The sequence below is a fragment of the Actibacterium lipolyticum genome (genome assembly GCF_900184935.1).
Taxonomy (GTDB): Bacteria; Pseudomonadota; Alphaproteobacteria; order Rhodobacterales; family Rhodobacteraceae; genus Actibacterium_A; species Actibacterium_A lipolyticum.
In genome coordinates, this window is record NZ_FXYE01000001.1 from 1,029,952 (window position 1) to 1,045,842 (window position 15,891).

A 15,891-nucleotide genomic window follows, 5' to 3' on the forward strand; every position below is an offset into this window, starting at 1 on the left:
CGGTACAGCGCGGGCGTGCCGCGCTGTACCGGGTGATCAATCTTCCATCGCTTCCAGTTCGTCGATCATACCTGAAATCATGCTAAGACCCTTGTCCCAGAATTTGGGGTCCGACGCGTCAAGGCCGAACGGGGCAAGCAGTTCTTTGTGGTGCTTGGATCCGCCCGCTTTCAGCATGGCGAAGTATTTGTCTTGGAAGTCTGCGTCGCCCTCTTCGTAAACGGCGTAAAGCGCGTTCACCAAGCCGTCGCCGAACGCGTATGCGTACACGTAGAAGGGCGAGTGGACGAAGTGCGGGATGTAGGCCCAGAAGGTTTCATACCCGTCCATGAAGTTGAATACAGGGCCAAGGCTTTCGGCCTGAACGCTCATCCACAGGGCGTTGATGTCGTCCGGCGTCAGCTCTCCGGTGCGGCGGGCGTCGTGCAGTTTGCATTCGAAGTCATAAAACGCGATCTGGCGCACGACCGTGTTGATCATGTCTTCGACCTTGCCAGCCAGCAGGGTCTTACGCTCTTCCTTCGTCTTGGCGTTTTCCAGCAGCTTGCGGAAGGTCAGCATCTCGCCAAACACCGAAGCCGTCTCGGCCAGCGTCAGTGGGGTGGAAGCCAGCAATTCACCCTGACCTGCGGCCAGAACCTGATGCACGCCGTGGCCAAGCTCATGCGCAAGGGTCATGACATCACGCGGTTTACCAAGGTAGTTGAGCATCACATAGGGGTGCACATCGACAACCGTGGGGTGGGCGAATGCGCCGGGGGCTTTGCCCGGTTTCACGCCCGCGTCGATCCAGCCCTTGGTAAAAAACGGCTCTGCGATTTCGGCCATTTTGGGAGAGAAGTCGGCATAGGCGTCCATCACTGTTTTCTGCGCGGTTTCCCAGTCAACAGTCTTGGGCTCTTCGATGGGCAGGGGCGCGTTACGGTCCCATACTTCCATCGTGTCCAGGCCCATCCACTTGGCTTTCAGCGCATAATAGCGGTGGGAAAGCTTTGGATAGGCGGCAACAACGGCGTTGCGCAGTGCTTCGACCACTTCTGGTTCTACATGGTTGGACAGGTGGCGGCCGGTTTGCGGTGTGGGCATGCCGCGCCAGCGGTCTTCGACCTCTTTTTCCTTGGAAAGCGTGTTGTGGACGCGGGAAAAGAGTTTGACGTTCTCGCCGAATACCTCGGCCAGTTCGCGCGCGCCTGCCTCGCGCTTTGCGCGGTCGGGATCGGTTAGCAGGTTCAGCGTGCCTTCGATGTTCAGCTCTTCGCCGTCTACGTTAAAGGTCAGCCCGGCGATGGTTTCGTCAAACAGCTTGTTCCACGCGGCGGCCCCGACGACCGATTGGTCATGCAGGAACTTTTCCAACTCATCCGACAGCTGATAGGGGCGCATGGCGCGCAGGCGTTCGAAGATCGGCTTGTAGCGGGCCAGATCGCCATTCGCATCGAACAACGCATCAAGCTGTTCGTCGGGGATGCGGTTGATTTCAAGCGTGTAAAAGACCAGCGGCGTGGTGAACGTGGTGATCTTGTCCTGACAATCTGAAAAGAACTTCGCCCGTTCGGCGTCCGTGGTGTTCTGATAATAACGCAGGCCCGCGAATGACATGATGCGCCCGCCAATCACATCGATCCGTTCATAACGCAGCACACAGTCCAGCATGCCCTTGGCATCCAGACCGGCCAGCTTGCCTTCGTAATCTGCGGCGAAATCGGCGCAGGCTTTTTCCAGCCAGTCCATGTCACGTTTCAGTTCGGGGGCGTCTTCGCTTTGGTAAAGGTCGGTCAAATCCCATTCGGGCAGATCACCGAAGCTGGCGCCCGACGAAGCATTGGCATCAAAGACGGGGGTAGGGTGGGTGAAACGCATGACGAACCTCTTTTTCCGTTTGTCCATGACATATGCAGGTGAGGGCCGGGTATTCAAGCGGAAGAGGTCGAAACAGGCGTTGCGGGCACCGGGACGCGCGTTGTCGCGCTTCAGAATAGTCGAAATAGCGGAAACGTGCGCTTAGCCCATGATGTGGCGCTTTCGCTCGGCTGGGGTCTGAATGTATTGGCCGCCTGTTAGGCGCTGGCCCGCAAACCTGCGCCGGTCTCGGGGCTGTCTTCGAAGAAGGCCGTCATCTGATCAAAGAACTGCGTCCGTGTGCCAGTCTCTTCCATGATGACCTCATGGCGGGCATTGGGAAAGCCGACCAGTTTACCGTTTGGCCACCGGCGCATACGGTCTTCGATCGCAGTCGGGCAAACGATGCTTTCTTCGCCCCCCAGAAACGTAATCGCCGGGGTCGCAGGCGACGCACGCCGAGAAAGCTCTGCGTTTTCACGCAAAGCTTCGTGCAGCCACCGCAGGCTTGGCCCGCCTAGCGAAAGCTCTGGGTAGGTCGAAATCTGCGTTTTCATATAGCTGAACATGTCGGCGTCGGTTGTCAGGTCGTTACCTTCGAACGGGGCCGCCGCCACATATGAGATAGCTTTTGTTCCCGGTGCAAAATTCGCGCCAAGGCCAAGGGGGCGGCTAACATAACCAATCACCCGCGCAGCGGGGCGCACCAGTGTGGACATTTGGATATCCCACATGGGTGCAGAAAAAGCAGCTGCGCGAACATCCATGCCGTCCATCAAGGCGCGCAAGCCAATGCAACCGCCCATAGAATGGGCAATCAGATAGTGCGGACCCGGTAGGTTAAGCGCCGGAAGTGCGGCATTTAGCGCGGCGATATCAAGTTGATAGTCCTGAAACCGACCAACAAAGCCAACAGCGCGTTCGGGTACCAGCCTGTCGGCCAGCCCTTGCCCGCGCCAATCAATCGCGACGCAGGAATAACCGCGCTGACGAAGATCCTCAGCAGCGCGGCCATATTTTTCGACATATTCGGTGCGGCCAGGGAACAACAGAACCGTTCCCCTATCCCCACCATTCCAAACGGCAATGCGAATACGCACGTCGTCTGACGTTGAAAGCCAATAGGCGCTTGCGCCCTCTGGCCCGTCGGCCACATCCTTGAAAAACGGTGCAGCCTCCATGACTTAGCCGATCACTGTGCCAAGCTTCATGGCCAAGCCCATGTCGCCATCAACCGAAAGTTTGCCGGTCATAAAGGCGGCAGTCGGGTTCAAGTCGCCCGTCATCATCGCCTGAAATGTTTCCGCGTCAGCAGTCAGTGTTACTTCGGCGTCGTCGTCGCTAGCGCGCGCGCCGCTTTCATCCACAACGATGGCACCTTCGCCTTCGATCATGAATTTGGCGGTGCCGTCAAAGCCACCATCCATCTTTTCATTAAGCGCTTTTACTGCTGCTTCGATCACATCACTCATGCCGTTCCTCCAATTGTGAGCTGCGGAGCTCTTGGTTTTCTCCGCCAATGTATTACTCTTCTAAGTGTTATGGTATCCCTTCGATTCATTCTCAATTGTATCGTAGCGGCATTTTTGCTGCAGGGGCTGGCGATTGTGCCGGTTTCCGCCGACGAGTCACGGCTTGATGAGCTGTTTGATACCCTGCGTGAACCTGACTTGCCCAACTGGCAAATGGTCGAAGATGAGATTTGGTCAGAATGGTCCAAATCCGGCTCTGCCTCGATGGATCTGTTGTTGCAACGGGGCCGCGACGCGATGGAGCAGGAGAACTTTGTTCTCGCGATTGAGCATCTGACAGCACTGACAGACCACGCGCCCGATTTCGCCGAAGGTTTCAATGCGCGGGCAACCGCGTATTTCCGTCACGGTCTGTTTGGCCCTGCCATGGCAGATATTGAGCGTGCCCTAAGCCTGAACCCCAATCACTTCGGCGCGATGATCGGTTTAGGGGCCGTCATGGAAGAGCTTGGCTATCCAGAAAAAGCCTTGGCTGCGTTCCGCGCTGCCCACGCTATACATCCCAACGAGCCCGACATAAAAGATGCGGTCGAGCGGTTGGAAAAAAGCGTTTCCGGCATCACAATTTAAAGGGCCACCACAATGCGGCAGGACGGGAGGATCACAGCGGTCCTCGGGCCGACGAATACCGGCAAAACGCATTATGCGATCGAGCGGATGCTGGCGCATCGGACAGGCGTGATTGGCCTTCCGCTGCGACTTTTGGCGCGCGAGGTTTATGACCGTATCGTCGCCCTGCGCGGCCCGTCGGTGGTTGCGCTGGTCACCGGTGAAGAACGCATCGTACCGCCACGCACCCAGTATTGGGTGTGCACGGTTGAGGCGATGCCGACAGATATCGGCGCGGATTTTCTGGCCATTGACGAAATTCAGCTATGCGCGGACCCGGAACGCGGGCACGTGTTTACTGAACGGTTGCTGGGTGCGCGTGGCCTTCATGAAACGCTGTTTCTTGGCGCAGAGACAATGAAAAGCGCAATCGCGGCAATGGTGCCTAAAGCGCAGTTCATGCGACGAGAACGGTTTTCAGAACTGACCTATGCCGGGTCGAAGAAGATTTCCCGGATGCCGCCACGCTCTGCGATTGTCGGGTTTTCGGTCGAAAACGTCTATGCGATCGCGGAACTAATCCGCCGTACGAAAGGTGGCTGTGCCGTTGTTATGGGGGCGCTTTCGCCGCGTACGCGAAATGCGCAGGTGGACCTCTATCAAAACGGCGAAGTCGACTATTTGGTTGCGACCGATGCAATCGGGATGGGGCTGAACCTTGATATCAACCACGTCGCGTTTTCCGGCCTTAAAAAGTTCGATGGCCGCCGGATGCGGCTGTTGCAGCCCAACGAACTTGCCCAAATCGCGGGGCGGGCAGGGCGGCACATGCGTGATGGTACGTTTGGCGTAACAGGCGAAGCCCCACCCTTGGATGAAGGGCTGGCCGACGCAATCATGAGCCACCGGTTCACGCCGATCAAAAAACTTCAGTGGCGCAATGCGTCGCTTGATTTCGGCACGGCTGACCGGTTGATACGCTCATTGGAAGAACCGACAGCGGATGAATGGTTAAGTCGCGCGCGCGAAGCAGATGACCTTCATGCGCTGCGCAGTCTTTCCGAAATTCCTGATATTCGCGATCAAGTCACCAGCGGTGCAAGTGTGCGTTTGCTGTGGGATGTTTGTCGCATCCCCGATTTTAGGGGGATTTCCGCCGCCGAACATGTCAGTATGCTAGAACGTATTTTCGGCTTCCTTCACGAAGGCGGAACCGTGCCGGATGATTGGCTTTTAAGGCAAATTAAGCGGATAGATCGTACTGAAGGCGACATTGACACATTGTCGAAACGTCTGGCCTATATTCGCACATGGACTTACGTGGCGCAGCGCAAGGGCTGGGTCAGTGACGAATCTCATTGGCGCGGGGCGACCCGCGCTGTAGAAGATCGCCTGTCGGATGCGCTGCATGGCGCACTGACCCAAAGATTTATTGACCGGCGGACAAGTGTTCTTCTTCGCCGGTTGAAGCAGAAGGAGGGCCTTGTGGCCGACGTGAACGATAAAGGTGAAGTGACGGTCGAAGGGCAATTCGTTGGCCGTCTTGAGGGGTTCCGATTCCGGCAGGATGCCAGCGGCAGCGCGGATGAGGCGAAAACATTGCGGCAAGCAAGCCTTGGCGCGCTGAAGCCCGAGTTCCACCTGCGTGCGGACCGTTTCTACAATGCCCCCGATACGGAGATTGATTTCACCGAACAGGGCGGCCTGATGTGGGGCGAACATGCAATCGGGAAACTGGTTGCGGGCGCCGAGGCGCTTAAGCCGCAGGTCGAAGCATTCGTGGACGAAGAAGCCGGCACCGATGTGGCCGAAAAGGTGAAGCGCCGCTTGCAGCACTTCATCGACCGTAAGGTTGCCACGTTGTTTGAGCCGCTGATGGCTATGCAGCGTGATGAAACGTTGACTGGCCTTCCGCGTGGGTTTGCGTTCCGTATGATCGAAGCGCTGGGTATCATCCCGCGGGATCAAATCGCCAACGAAGTGAAAGAGCTGGATCAAGACGCTCGTGGCGCGCTGCGCAAGCACGGCATCCGCTTTGGTCAGTTCACGATCTTCATGCCACTGCTTCTTAAGCCCGCGCCGACCCGTCTGCGCCTGGTGCTTTGGTCCTTGGCGCAGGGCCTTGACGAATTCCCAGAAAGCCCGCCCCCCGGTCTGGTCACCATTCCGTCGGTTCCCGGCATTCCGAACGGGTATTACACCCTGTCCGGCTATCGCGAAGCAGGCACCCGTGCGATCCGCATCGATATGCTGGAACGCTTGGCTGATCTGCTAAGGGCACAAGACAGCCGTGGCGGGTTCGAAGCTAACCCAGATATGCTGTCCATCACGGGCATGACGCTGGAACAGTTTGCGGATCTGATGCAGGGGCTTGGCTATAAGGCCGAAAAAGGCGAACGCTCTAAGGTCAAAGCGGCCTCAGACGCACCGGCGACGGAGCCGCAGCCAGACGCAGCCACACCAGAAGCTGAAGGCGCAGGCGACGCAGAGCCAGCACCAGAAGCTGCCGAAGAAGCCGAGCAGGAAGTGTTTTACACCTTCACTTGGGCCCCGAAACGTCAGGGCGGTGGCAAGCCACGTGGCGATCGCCCGCAAGGGCAGGGCAAAGGCAAGCCAAAGGGTAAGGGCAAGCGTCCACCACGCGACAGTGGTGCCAAAACCTATCAGGCGCGTCCACCGCGTAAGGAAAAGCCGATTGATCCCGATAACCCGTTCGCCGCTGCGCTGATGGGACTTAAGGACAAGAAGTAAAGTGACCGAACCGCGCGCGCTGATCCGGCTGGACAAATGGCTGTGGCACGCGCGGTTCTTTAAAACCCGTACATTGGCGGCCAAGGTTGTTTCCGGCGGCCACGTGCGGGTGAATTCAAGCAAAGCCGCAAAACCGGCGCATAAAGTTGGCGCTGGCGACACGCTGACGTTCCCCCAAGGCTCGCAGATTCGGATTGTGCGCATCATTGCGCCCGGTGAACGCCGTGGACCCGCGCCAGAGGCGCAAACATTATACGATGATCTGACCCCCAAGCGGGACGATGTTCCACCATCGCCCCGATATGACGGAAAAGGGCGTCCTACGAAGAAAGAACGCCGCAGTCTCGATCTTAACCGCTTTGGGCCGCTTGAATGATGCTGCGCGCTGGTCTAGCTAAGCCCTGTTAAGAGAAGTGAGGCAAACCGCATGACCTATGTCGTCGTCGACAACTGCATAGCCTGCAAATACACCGATTGCGTCGAAGTATGCCCGGTGGATTGCTTTTACGAAGGCGAAAACATGCTGGTCATCCATCCGGATGAATGCATCGATTGTGGTGTATGTGAGCCTGAATGCCCCGCCGATGCCATTCGCCCGGACACAGAGCCGGACATGGAAAAGTGGGTGGAGTTCAATCGCAAGTACTCTGAAGCATGGCCTGTGATCATTTCGAAGAAAGATCAGCTGCCCGAAGCAGAAGAGCGTGATGGCGAGACTGACAAGCTGAACAAGTATTTCTCGGAAGCACCGGGCGAGGGCGGTTAACGCCTGATTCGGTTCTGCCGGTGATCCGCAACCCAGAAGTGGTTGCAAATTCGGCACAATTTTTGCATTAAATTCAGTGGCTTGCTGCTGCTTCTGCGGCGCGGCGCTTTAAAAAGGCTGAATTTTTTGCTACATTATTGTGACAAGAGATCTTTCAACCTGATCGCCACACGCAGTTACACTCAGCTGCGGGGTGGTTTTCTAGCGACTAAGGTAACCTGACGCCGGAAATGCGACGTTTTCGGCCGGATGCGTGTCGCCAAGTGAGTCTGCGAGGAAGCGACTACATGAGCAAGACTAAAAAATGGGATTTCCGCCCGAACGAATATGTTGTGTACCCTGCCCATGGTGTGGGCCAGATCGTTTCGATCGAAGAACAAGAGATTGCTGGCATCGCGCTAGAGCTGTTTGTCATTTCCTTTGAGAAAGACAAAATGACCCTGCGCGTCCCAACGAACAAAGCAACCGAAGTTGGTATGCGTTCTCTGTCTTCGCCTGATGTTGTGTCCAAAGCGATGACGACGCTGAAGGGCAAAGCAAAAGTTAAGCGCGCCATGTGGTCCCGTCGGGCGCAGGAATACGAACAAAAAATCAACTCTGGTGATCTGATCGCCATCGCAGAAGTTGTTCGTGACCTGCATCGCACCGATGACCAGCGTGAGCAGAGCTATTCCGAACGTCAGCTTTACGAAGCCGCGTTGGAACGCCTGACCCGTGAAGTTGCCGCTGTTAGCGGCATGGACGAGGTTAAAGCGCAGGAACAAGTGGGTGAGGTTCTGATCTCGCGTGCTGCTGCGGCCTGATCCATTCACGACGACTTAAAAAGGCCGCGCCCCTTGGGGCGCGGTTTTTTATTTGCCGGTATCTTTCGCCACGTCCTGCCTGACCAGCGCGGTTTCAAGTTCGCGGTTCAGTTCTTGAGCGCGGGCCAGATACTCTTTGTTCTGATCCAGCGGCACGCCCGGTTTCCAAAGCTCTGCCAGATCGCGTAGCGCCATACGGTCATGTTTGTAAAAGGCGGTTTCCATCTCGTTCGCTTCGAAATCCGTCAGGCCAAGATCTTCCAACACATAGCGCCCGGCACGAAGCGAGCTATCGAACATCTCGCGTACGATGTGATCAGCGCCAGCGCGGTAAAGCTCGTAGACATGCACACGGTCACGGGCACGCGCGACGATGTTCAGATCGGGCCGTTCATGTCGCGCGTAGCGAACAAGCCGGGTGTTGGCGTCTTTGTCATCCAACGCGGCCACCAGAACCTTGGCTTTGTCCAAACCCGCTGCATGAAGCAATTCGGGGCGCGTCGGGTCGCCAAAGAAGCTTTTGAACCCAAACTTCCGCATCAGTTCAATCGTTGGCAGGTCATGGTCAAGAACGGTGGCGCGGAAGCCCGACATCTGAAGCATGCGGTTCACCACCTGCCCAAAACGCCCGATCCCAGCGATGATGATCGGCTGCTGTTCGTCGATTTCGTCAGCTTCCAACTGATGCGTTGGCCCTTCGGCGGCGCGGCGTGACAGATAGTCGTGCAGGATAAAGAACAGCGGCGTCAGCAGCATTGATAGCGCGATTACCAACAGCAACGTCTGGCCGATGGATTGCGTCAGAACATGGGTTTGCAGGCCAAAACTGATCAAGACAAAGCCGAACTCGCCCGCTTGTGCCAGCGCCAGTGTCAGCAGCCATTTGTTACCGTCGCGCAGTTTGAAAGCGGTGCCCAAACCGTAAAGAATTGTGCCTTTGATAACCATCAACGCCAATGTCAGACCGATGATTTTGAACGGGTCACCAAACAGAATGTGAAAGTTGATGCCCGCGCCGACGGTCATAAAGAACAGGCCAAGCAGCAAGCCCTTGAACGGTTCGATGTTGCTTTCCAGTTCATGGCGAAATTCAGAGTTGGCCAAAACCACGCCAGCCAAGAACGTGCCAAGCGCAGGCGACACGCCAACCAGATTCATCAAAAAGGCAATCGCCACGACGATCAACAAAGCGACCGCAGTGAACATTTCATGCAAACGCGCGCCGTGGATGAACCTGAACAAAGGCCGAGTTAGATAGTGCCCGACAAGGATGATCGACACGATTGCGCCGATGGTAACAAGCGTCACGCCCCAGCTTGGCAAATCTGCGATCAACGAAATAGAGGTGGCGTGGTCGTCGACGCCGGCGCTGTTTGCGCGTGTCACCGAACCATCTGGCGCCAAAGAAGGCTTTTGACTGACCGCCAATAGGGGCAGGAGGGCAAGCATCGGGATCACCGCGATGTCCTGCGTCAGAAGCACAGCAAACGTCGCCCGCCCGCCAGCCGTGCGGGTCAGACCTTTTTCAGAAAGCGTTTGCAACACGATGGCGGTCGAGGACAGAGCAAGGGTTAATCCCACGGCAAGGGCCGTTTGCCAAACCAAACCCAACCACATCGCGCCAGCCATGACCGCACCCGTCGTCAGCGTAATTTGCAGCCCGCCGACTCCAAGCAACCTGTGCCGCATGTCCCATAATGCGCGCGGCTCTAACTCCAACCCGATCAGGAACAGCATCATGACGACGCCAAATTCTGCGAAATGCTGAAGGTCGTTTGCCTGCGTATCGCCGACCAGGCCAAGGACTGGGCCGATCAGAATGCCCGCCAGCAAATACCCCAGTACCGACCCAAGCCCCAAGCGTGCAACGATGGGCACTGCGACAACGGCGGCGGTCAGGTACAAAGTCGCGAGAAGTAGGAAGCCTTCCATTCTTGGTCCTTAAGTCGGTAGCGGCGCGTCGGCCTTAAACTGGTTCATAACGATCTGGCTGTGAACACGTGACACTGCCGTATGTGGTAGCAAAATATCGTGGATGATATGGTTCAGCGCAGGCAAATCTTCGCAGACAACGCGCAGCAAATAGTCGGCGTCGCCGGTCATCGCCCAAGCGCCGGTAACGGCAGGTAGCTTGGCCAACATCTCTTTTAATTCGTTTGCGGCGTCCGGCGCGTGGGTTGCCAGTTGCACCTGCAAGAAGGCCTGCACGCCAAGCCCCAATTTTTCAGCGTCCAGTCGCGCGGCATAACCGGTGATATAACCTTCGCATTCCAGCCTTTGCCGTCGTCTTCCGACCTGACTGGGCGAAAGCCCCAACACCTCTCCAAGTTCTTGGGATGTCAGATGTGCATTGGTCTGGAGAGCAGATAGCAGCCGTCCATCCGTTTTATCGAGCTCCATGCGCGTTCTCCGCGTTTTTTTTAAATATAGTGCGGCAGTTGATGGTTTTTTACCCTTTGGCTGCGAATGAAATGTGTCAGATCCAATAATAATGCGCGAAATTTGCAAAATTTTCCAGTCAGCCTAGAATTTGGGCGGATTGCGGACGAAATGCTCTTTCAAAGTCTGTCAATCTGGCGCAAATTGAAAGCGACGGGTACCGAGCCACCGTGTAATGCGGTTGGTCGGGAGGAGGACGCGCGCTTTAGATCAGATCTGAGGCGCGCGTTTGCACATTCATCAGCCTTTCGGCATTTCCAGAATGATATTGCGGCCATTCTTAACATAGCGCAGTTCGTCTTCGCCGATGGCAGCGACTTTGCCGCCGTCAATCTTGTCGCCGACCTTCACTTTAACGTAGCGCCCCGATGATAGGCGCACCAAAGCCCGCCGATTTGAACTGGAGCCATATACGCCAATCAGGTTCAGCTTTCGCAGGTTGATCGCGTTTTCAAGCGTCGCCTGTTTCGCCACCGAAGCAGACGAGGGCAGGCGCGGTTGGATCACCGATTTGGCAGGCACGGCGGCGGCGACTTGGGTGGTTTCGCTGGCGCGCGCTTTTTCTGCGGCAGCGGCAAGGCTGGCGGGGCGGCCAAGCGGCTTGGGCGAAACTGGCACTGTGCCAGCTGTCGCAAGCGGCGCCTGTTCTTGCACGGGCTGCTCGGCGGGCGCTTCGGCTTCTTGCACTTCCTGAACGGATTGAGGGCGGGCACGAGGTCTGATCGCGGCCAATTCGGCGCGGCTGAAGCCGCCACCGGTTTCCGCGCGTTCCAGACGGTCGGCTAGGTTTGAAGGGCGTTCGCGCGGTTTGAACGCGGCCAGCCGGTCAAGTTCAATTTGGGCGGCGTCCAGCTCTGGTTGCGAGGGAGCGTTGGCCGCTTCGGGGCGCGCGGGCGGAACCTTTGGGGGCTGGCCTGCAAAGACAACCACACCCGAAGGGGTCAATGTGCCCTCGGTCGTGGGTACGACCCGGCCGTTGCCGTCAAACTGAAACTCAACCCCGGGGCCCAAGGGCAGGGTCTGAGGCGAAAGTGCTGCATCGTTGATCAAGCTGTCGGCGGGTGGCAGCGCGACTGCATCTTCCCCGGGAATGACGGGATCAATTGATGCGATATAGAGGTCGTCCAAACCATCAACGGTTGGCGCAATTGGGACAGTTGGCGCCGGGCCTGCTGTGTTGTTTGGGGCCGGCTCAACAGTCACTTCGGGGGCATCGGCCAGTTCTTCAGGGTCCGGGGCCGCCGTTTCGATAGGTTGCGGAACGGGCACTGCCAGGGTTGCCGGGGCTTCGACCTGAGGTGCCGCAACCGTTACCGCTTCGTTGGTCTCGGCAACGCTGTCTTCGGTGGCAAACAGGGACACCCAAAGGGCGTAGGCCCCCATCAGCGCCACAAGCGCCACAGTTAACATCAACCCTAGCGACCGGGACTTGCGCGGTGCTGGCTGTTCCTTACGTGCACCGAATACGGTCAGCGCGTCAGCCTCGTTCGCGGGCGGTAGCGCGATCGGGGTGGCGGTGATGTTCGGCTTGATCTCCACCTTCGGGCTTGCCTTGGCCGCCTTGCGCCCCTTCTTGGCGCTGGGTTTACGCTTTTTCTGGCTGGTCTTGGCTGGCGCGATTGGTTCCGGTTCTGGTGCCGGGGACTCTACGTATTCGGGTTCAAGCATCGGCGCGGCGGACGATGTTACGCCGACATTGCGCGTTGCCGCCCCCAAGGAGGGCGGGGTGACGCTTGCCGGTTCGCTCATGTGAATGCGCGGGGCGGTAGTGATCTGCGCTGCTGTAACTGTGTCGGGGGTGCCGCTGCGCGTGGTCAGAAACGTCGGGCGCACCTCGGGTGGGGTTAGCGGCGTAATTTCTGGCGCGGCCGGGGTGAGTTGGAGCGGCGCATCAGGTTCCGCTTCGACGGACTCTTCCAAAAGATGGTCAAAGTCGTCCTCGGCCGCCTGCGCCGCCGGGGATGGTTTGGGGGTGTCAATTTCGGGCTGCGGGGGCTCTTCGGATTTCTCTGGGAATGCGAAGGGCGGCAGGTTATCCCGCTCCAGTGTTTCGTCGTCGGGGATAAGGTCTGGGGCCGCTTTGGTGGTGCCGAACCATGGGGCGCGTGGGACAACGTCGCCATCTGGGGCAGCCACAAACGCAACCGGGTTAAACCGATGCTCTGTCGCGAAAGCCTCGGCCTCTTCCAGCGTTTCGCGGGCGACCACGGCGACCTTGGCGGTATCACCTTCGACGTTATAGTCGAAAACCAAGTCTGCCACGTCATAAGGGGTCAGCCCGGTCAGCCCATCACGGACTTCCTTGGGGTGGGCTTCGCTATCGGTGCCTACGGAAACATCCGTGTAAAGAATTTGATCGTCCGGGATGATCAGCGCGCTAAGCACGCCGCCGCTTTCCAGCCCGCTGGCAGTGCTGCGCAGCATCTTTAGCTGATCATCAAGGTCGGGTGCGTCCAACGCCACTTCGCCGACAAGATTCCAGCGGCCGGTGTTCCGGTGGAACAGGCCAATACCATCAGGCGAAAGGTTTAGAGCGAAACGAGGTTTCATTACATTCGTTTACATCAGCAGCAATAAAAACGGCAGACCAGCACGCGCCTATTGTCAGAGTATAGCAGTTTTTCGCCGAGGAGGAGGGGCATTCCCAAGGAATTCCTTGTGTGGCGCGTCAAACAAGCGAACCTTGACCCCGAAGAAGGAGAAATTCATGCGTTTTCTAAGTGTTCTGTTCATCGGCTTGACCATCGCCTCATCTGCCCTTGCCGAAGCGCCAGTGCCCACAATTACAGTGGTCGGCACGGGCGAAGTTGCGGGCGAACCCGATATGGCGACGATTATCTTGGGTGTGACCAACGCCGGCAAAACCGCTGCCGAAGCGATGGATCAGACATCGGCAAGTACGGCCGATATTCTGGAGGCCCTGCGCAATGCGGGTATCGCGCCCCGTGACCTACAAACACGTGATCTAAGCCTGAACCCCAACTGGAACAATCGAAGCAGCACCCCGGGTGCCCCAACGATTGACGGGTTTATCGCCTCAAACACCGTGATGGTGCGCGTGCGTGATCTGGACAGCCTAGGGGGCGTTCTGGATCAGGTGCTTAACCTTGGCGCCAACACGTTCCGGGGGCTGAGCTTTGGGTTGCAAGATCCCAAACCGGCACAAGACGAAGCACGCAGAGCAGCCGTCGGCGATGCGATGGCTAAGGCCACGCTTTACGCACAAGCGGCTGGCTTGAACCTTGGTCAGGTCATTTCGATCAGCGAAGCGGGCGGCAACGTACCGATGCCATTGATGATGGAAAGCGCACGTATGTCGGCGGACATGCCCGTCGCCGCCGGAGAGGTCAGCCTGTCGTCCTCTGTCACGATGGTGTTTGCAATCGCGCAATAACCATTTCGGATATGGGCCCAAACAGCCGCACCGTGGCGGCTGAGTAATCAGATGTCTGGCTTGTTCAACATAAGCCAGACAATCGCCAACACAGCCGTGAAAGCCGGAAAGCCGAAGGCGAACCACCAACGATAAAGCCGGTCATAGGCGGCGGGCAGCGCAGCCCCGGTATCGCGAGCTTGCCGTGCGACGTTCCGCATTCGGATCTGCATCCAAACCACAGGAAGCCAGAACAGGCCCACAAAGACGTAAAGCAGCAGTGACACGGCGACCCAGCCTTCAAAAATTGGCCAGCCGACCTCTTTGGCCAGAAGGTACCCGGTGATCGGTTGAAGCCCCGCCGCAGTTGCCGTGAAGACCGTATCGGCAAGCACAACGATGCCCGCGACATGGGCAATCAGTCTGGGGTCACGGCTTCGGTTGGAAACGACCATGAAAAAGGCAATGCCTGCACCGGTGCCAAGCAAGACGCAGGCCCCGATCACATGCAGGAAGATTAGGACATCATAGCTCATCTTTCTTCCATCAGCATCCAGACCACCGCAGCCAAGGCAATACCGGGAAGAACTTTCACCATCGGCCCCAGCGGGTCGAGCCACAGCTGAGGAGCCGCAAGCACGCTTCCCCCCAAATATGCCAGCGACAGCGCAATCATGCTAAGCGCGGCTCTTTTCGCCCACGGTCGCCAAAGGATCAGCAGCCCGAGAGTGATGTCCGCCACCGCGCCGCCAACGACGACGACACCGGCGGGCATGGCGTCATCGGCCAACACGGCCATCGCCCCACGCACATCAAAAAGCGCGATCAGGCCAGACAGAACCCAGAAAAGGGCAAGCGTACCAATCGCCAGTGGCATGGTCAGATTAGCACGGGCGAAAAGGCGTTCCTGTCGGGTGGCGGGAAGCTGCGATAGCGTTTCTTCCAGAGGGCGGCAGGGGGCACCTCCGGCGACCTCCCAGGCGGTTGGATCGCCACGTATCCCATCGCCAAGCGCCTTGAGCGCTGTGGTGCGCAGAGGAGAGCGCCACCCAAGATGACCAAGCAAGTCGGCAATACGCCCTATAAAGCCAAGGGCAGCTCTTGGCACCTTTGGCGTGAACACCGGGGCAGGAAAGCCCAGCCAACGCCGCATGGTCGCCGTTAGGTCCGGGAATGAATGGGTTTTGCTTTCGGTCAAGTCGGCAACGGTACCAGAGGGCACTTTCCCATCGGCAGCGGCAACAACAGCCGCAGCAACGTCACCAACAAAGACGGTCTGGATCTGCGCATCTGGCAAAACGACTGGAGCCAACAGCGGTATGGATGCCGCGGCCCTCAGCAGGGCTGTGCCGCCATAGGCATCGGCAGAAAGCACAAGGGTGGGGCGCAGGATGACCCAGTCTTTTGCATGCGTTGAAACGACGGCATCACCACGCGCCTTCGTGCGGAAGAACTTGGTCGACGCGGTGGCAGACACGCCTGCCGCTGAAATCTGCACAATACGGCAGGGCAGGGTTTGGGCGGCTTCGACCAACCGCTCAACAGCGGTTACGTGGATCGCGCCCAGATCGTCGCGGGCCCCATTCTGAAGCGCGCCGGATGCGTTCACGACCACGTCCACACCAGCAAGATGTGTGCGCCATTCGTCGGGGGTGATCGATGGGATATCACGGATCAACCATTGAGCCGCCGGATCGGCCGCTTGGGCCGAACTGTGCGACCTGCCGACGCCGATGACCTGATAACCCGCGCTGCGCAGGGATCGCATACAGGCGGACCCGATTAGTCCGTACCCTCCGAGAACGACAGCTTTAGGCATAGAAAGACCGATCTGGTATA

At 58.0% G+C, this 15,891-nt stretch carries 14 protein-coding genes; 6 read left to right on the forward strand and 8 right to left on the reverse strand.

The window, feature by feature from the left end; genetic code table 11:
- Positions 1-36: 36 nt before the first annotated feature.
- The 3 genes from COL8621_RS05160 to COL8621_RS05170 form a co-directional block, all read right to left on the reverse strand.
- Complete coding sequence (locus tag COL8621_RS05160) at positions 37-1,860, reverse strand: M3 family oligoendopeptidase (protein WP_093966217.1); 1,824 nt, start codon at positions 1,858-1,860, stop codon at positions 37-39.
- 197 nt (positions 1,861-2,057) lie between these two features.
- Positions 2,058-3,020 (reverse strand): alpha/beta fold hydrolase, encoded by a 963-nt coding sequence (locus tag COL8621_RS05165; RefSeq protein ID WP_093966218.1) that lies wholly within the window; start codon positions 3,018-3,020, stop codon positions 2,058-2,060.
- A 3-nt stretch (positions 3,021-3,023) separates the two neighbouring features.
- Positions 3,024-3,311, reverse strand: a complete 288-nt coding sequence (locus tag COL8621_RS05170) for an SCP2 sterol-binding domain-containing protein (RefSeq protein ID WP_093966219.1) — start codon at positions 3,309-3,311, stop codon at positions 3,024-3,026.
- A gap of 135 nt (positions 3,312-3,446) precedes the next feature.
- Here COL8621_RS05170 and COL8621_RS05175 point away from each other — a divergent pair, with 135 nt between their 5' ends.
- The 5 genes from COL8621_RS05175 (at position 3,447) to COL8621_RS05195 (ending at position 8,240) form a co-directional block, all read left to right on the forward strand.
- Positions 3,447-3,941, forward strand: coding sequence for a tetratricopeptide repeat protein (locus tag COL8621_RS05175; RefSeq protein WP_235823742.1), 495 nt, complete (start codon positions 3,447-3,449; stop codon positions 3,939-3,941).
- 12 nt (positions 3,942-3,953) lie between these two features.
- Positions 3,954-6,671, forward strand: coding sequence for a helicase-related protein (locus tag COL8621_RS05180; protein ID WP_093966220.1), 2,718 nt, complete (start codon positions 3,954-3,956; stop codon positions 6,669-6,671).
- A 1-nt stretch (position 6,672) separates the two neighbouring features.
- Positions 6,673-7,047 (forward strand): RNA-binding S4 domain-containing protein, encoded by a 375-nt coding sequence (locus tag COL8621_RS05185; RefSeq protein WP_235823744.1) that lies wholly within the window; start codon positions 6,673-6,675, stop codon positions 7,045-7,047.
- A gap of 51 nt (positions 7,048-7,098) precedes the next feature.
- On the forward strand, positions 7,099-7,437 hold the full coding sequence (gene fdxA / locus COL8621_RS05190; protein ID WP_093966221.1) for a ferredoxin FdxA: 339 nt from the start codon (positions 7,099-7,101) through the stop codon (positions 7,435-7,437).
- A 287-nt stretch (positions 7,438-7,724) separates the two neighbouring features.
- Complete coding sequence (locus COL8621_RS05195) at positions 7,725-8,240, forward strand: CarD family transcriptional regulator (protein WP_093966222.1); 516 nt, start codon at positions 7,725-7,727, stop codon at positions 8,238-8,240.
- A 48-nt stretch (positions 8,241-8,288) separates the two neighbouring features.
- On the opposite strand, the gene COL8621_RS05200 is transcribed toward COL8621_RS05195, so the two are convergent.
- The 3 genes from COL8621_RS05200 to COL8621_RS05210 all read right to left on the reverse strand — a co-directional run bounded on the left by COL8621_RS05200 (position 8,289) and on the right by COL8621_RS05210 (position 13,229).
- Positions 8,289-10,172, reverse strand: a complete 1,884-nt coding sequence (locus tag COL8621_RS05200; RefSeq protein WP_093966223.1) for a monovalent cation:proton antiporter-2 (CPA2) family protein — start codon at positions 10,170-10,172, stop codon at positions 8,289-8,291.
- A gap of 9 nt (positions 10,173-10,181) precedes the next feature.
- On the reverse strand, positions 10,182-10,640 hold the full coding sequence (locus COL8621_RS05205; RefSeq protein WP_093966224.1) for an Lrp/AsnC family transcriptional regulator: 459 nt from the start codon (positions 10,638-10,640) through the stop codon (positions 10,182-10,184).
- Between the two features lie 279 nt (positions 10,641-10,919).
- On the reverse strand, positions 10,920-13,229 hold the full coding sequence (locus COL8621_RS05210; RefSeq protein ID WP_093966225.1) for a hypothetical protein: 2,310 nt from the start codon (positions 13,227-13,229) through the stop codon (positions 10,920-10,922).
- 157 nt (positions 13,230-13,386) lie between these two features.
- Here COL8621_RS05210 and COL8621_RS05215 point away from each other — a divergent pair, with 157 nt between their 5' ends.
- Positions 13,387-14,073, forward strand: a complete 687-nt coding sequence (locus COL8621_RS05215) for an SIMPL domain-containing protein (RefSeq protein WP_093966930.1) — start codon at positions 13,387-13,389, stop codon at positions 14,071-14,073.
- Between the two features lie 47 nt (positions 14,074-14,120).
- Here COL8621_RS05215 and COL8621_RS05220 read toward each other — a convergent pair whose 3' ends face one another.
- Positions 14,121-14,588, reverse strand: coding sequence for a DUF2269 family protein (locus tag COL8621_RS05220; RefSeq protein ID WP_093966226.1), 468 nt, complete (start codon positions 14,586-14,588; stop codon positions 14,121-14,123).
- Positions 14,585-15,871 carry an SDR family oxidoreductase gene (locus COL8621_RS05225; RefSeq protein WP_093966227.1) on the reverse strand — a complete coding sequence of 429 codons (1,287 nt, stop codon included), beginning with the start codon at positions 15,869-15,871 and terminating at the stop codon, positions 14,585-14,587. Before COL8621_RS05225 ends, COL8621_RS05220 begins: the two co-directional genes overlap by 4 nt.
- Between the last annotated feature and the right edge of the window lie 20 nt (positions 15,872-15,891).